The sequence below is a fragment of the Vibrio sp. Vb0349 genome (genome assembly GCF_033338975.1).
This window is the reverse complement of sequence record NZ_JAWOTS010000238.1, coordinates 1-1318: the sequence shown is the minus strand read 5'-3', so window position 1 is coordinate 1318 and position 1318 is coordinate 1. Positions and strand designations below refer to the sequence as shown.

Genomic DNA, 1318 nt, shown 5'->3' with positions numbered 1-1318 from the left:
TTTCACGACGATCTTGTTCAGAAAAACCTAGATCACTACACAGGCCATGACGAACATTGTCACCGTCCAACAAATAAGTGTGGTAGCCCAACTCAGCTAAACGATTCTCCAGCGCGCCCGCGACGGTTGACTTACCTGCACCAGATAAACCAGTAAACCAAAGCACTGCTGGTTTCTGTTTTTTCAGCTCAGCACGAAACTGTTTATCAACCGTGTGCTGATGCCAGACAATGTTTTCATCTTTTACCGGTGTTTCAGCGGTCATAACGAATCCTTGTATTTATCGGAATTAAAACGGAAAGAAGACCGGAATCAATGTCAGTACCAATACGGAATACACAATCGAAATCGGCACACCAATTCGCACATAGTCGGTCAATTTGTAATTACCTACACTGTAAACCAACAAGTTGGTTTGATACCCGTAGGGAGAAATAAAGCTCGCGCTTGCGCCAAACAATACCGCCATAATAAATGGCATCGGATCCACTCCGTACCCGACAGCCATGCTATAGCCAATCGGAAATGCTAACGCGGCAGCGGCATTGTTGGTCACCAATTCAGTCAGCACCAAGGTCATGATGTATGTGGCCACCAGCGCACCAAATACGCCCCAGCCGTTAAACGCTTCGATAAACATTTCGCCCATCCTGACGGACAAGCCCGATGAAATCATCAGCTGCGCAATAGAGAGCGCAGAGCCCACAATCACCACAATATCAATGGGAAAACGGCGGCGAAGCTCAGAGATTTGCACTATGCCAAACGCAATGAGTGCAATGATGTATACCGCGAGCCCTTTAATGATCGGCACAAGTTCTAGTAGTGCACAGGCGATAACCGCAGCAAAACCAATCAACACAATCGTCGATTTATTGGAGTCCAAACGTGCGCTGGAATCTAAGTCGTGCACTAACACAAATTCTTTACGGTGCGCTCGACGCTCAGACTCAAAACGCTTGCCCGGCACCAACACTAAAGTATCGCCCGGAGCTAAGGTAATACTGCCCAATCCACCTTCTAAACGCTCATGCCCACGACGAATGGCGACAACAACCGCATCAAAACGATCGCGGAAGCGGCTTTCTTTCAAGGTCTTATGGCAGAAGGTTGCAGAGGAGCTGACCACCACTTCAATAAAGTTTTGACCATTCAAATGCTGTTGCCCAAACAGCGTCAGCCCCGGAATTTCTTGCAAGGTCGCTACACTTTCGACATCGCCACAAAACAACAGACGATCTTTCGCTTTCAGCACGAAGTCGGGGCCAACTGACGATACCGTCACGCCATCACGAACCACCTCTGCAAGAAACAACTT

At 48.2% G+C, this 1318-nt stretch carries 2 protein-coding genes; both read right to left on the bottom strand.

The window, feature by feature from the left end; genetic code table 11:
* Positions 1-265, bottom strand: a 265-nt coding sequence (locus R7Q47_RS24870) for an adenylyl-sulfate kinase (protein ID WP_318089957.1), incomplete at its 3' end; no start/stop codon positions are given.
* A 24-nt stretch (positions 266-289) separates the two neighbouring features.
* Positions 290-1318 (bottom strand): SLC13 family permease (locus tag R7Q47_RS24865; RefSeq protein WP_318089954.1); only part of this gene is annotated, 1029 nt, incomplete at its 5' end.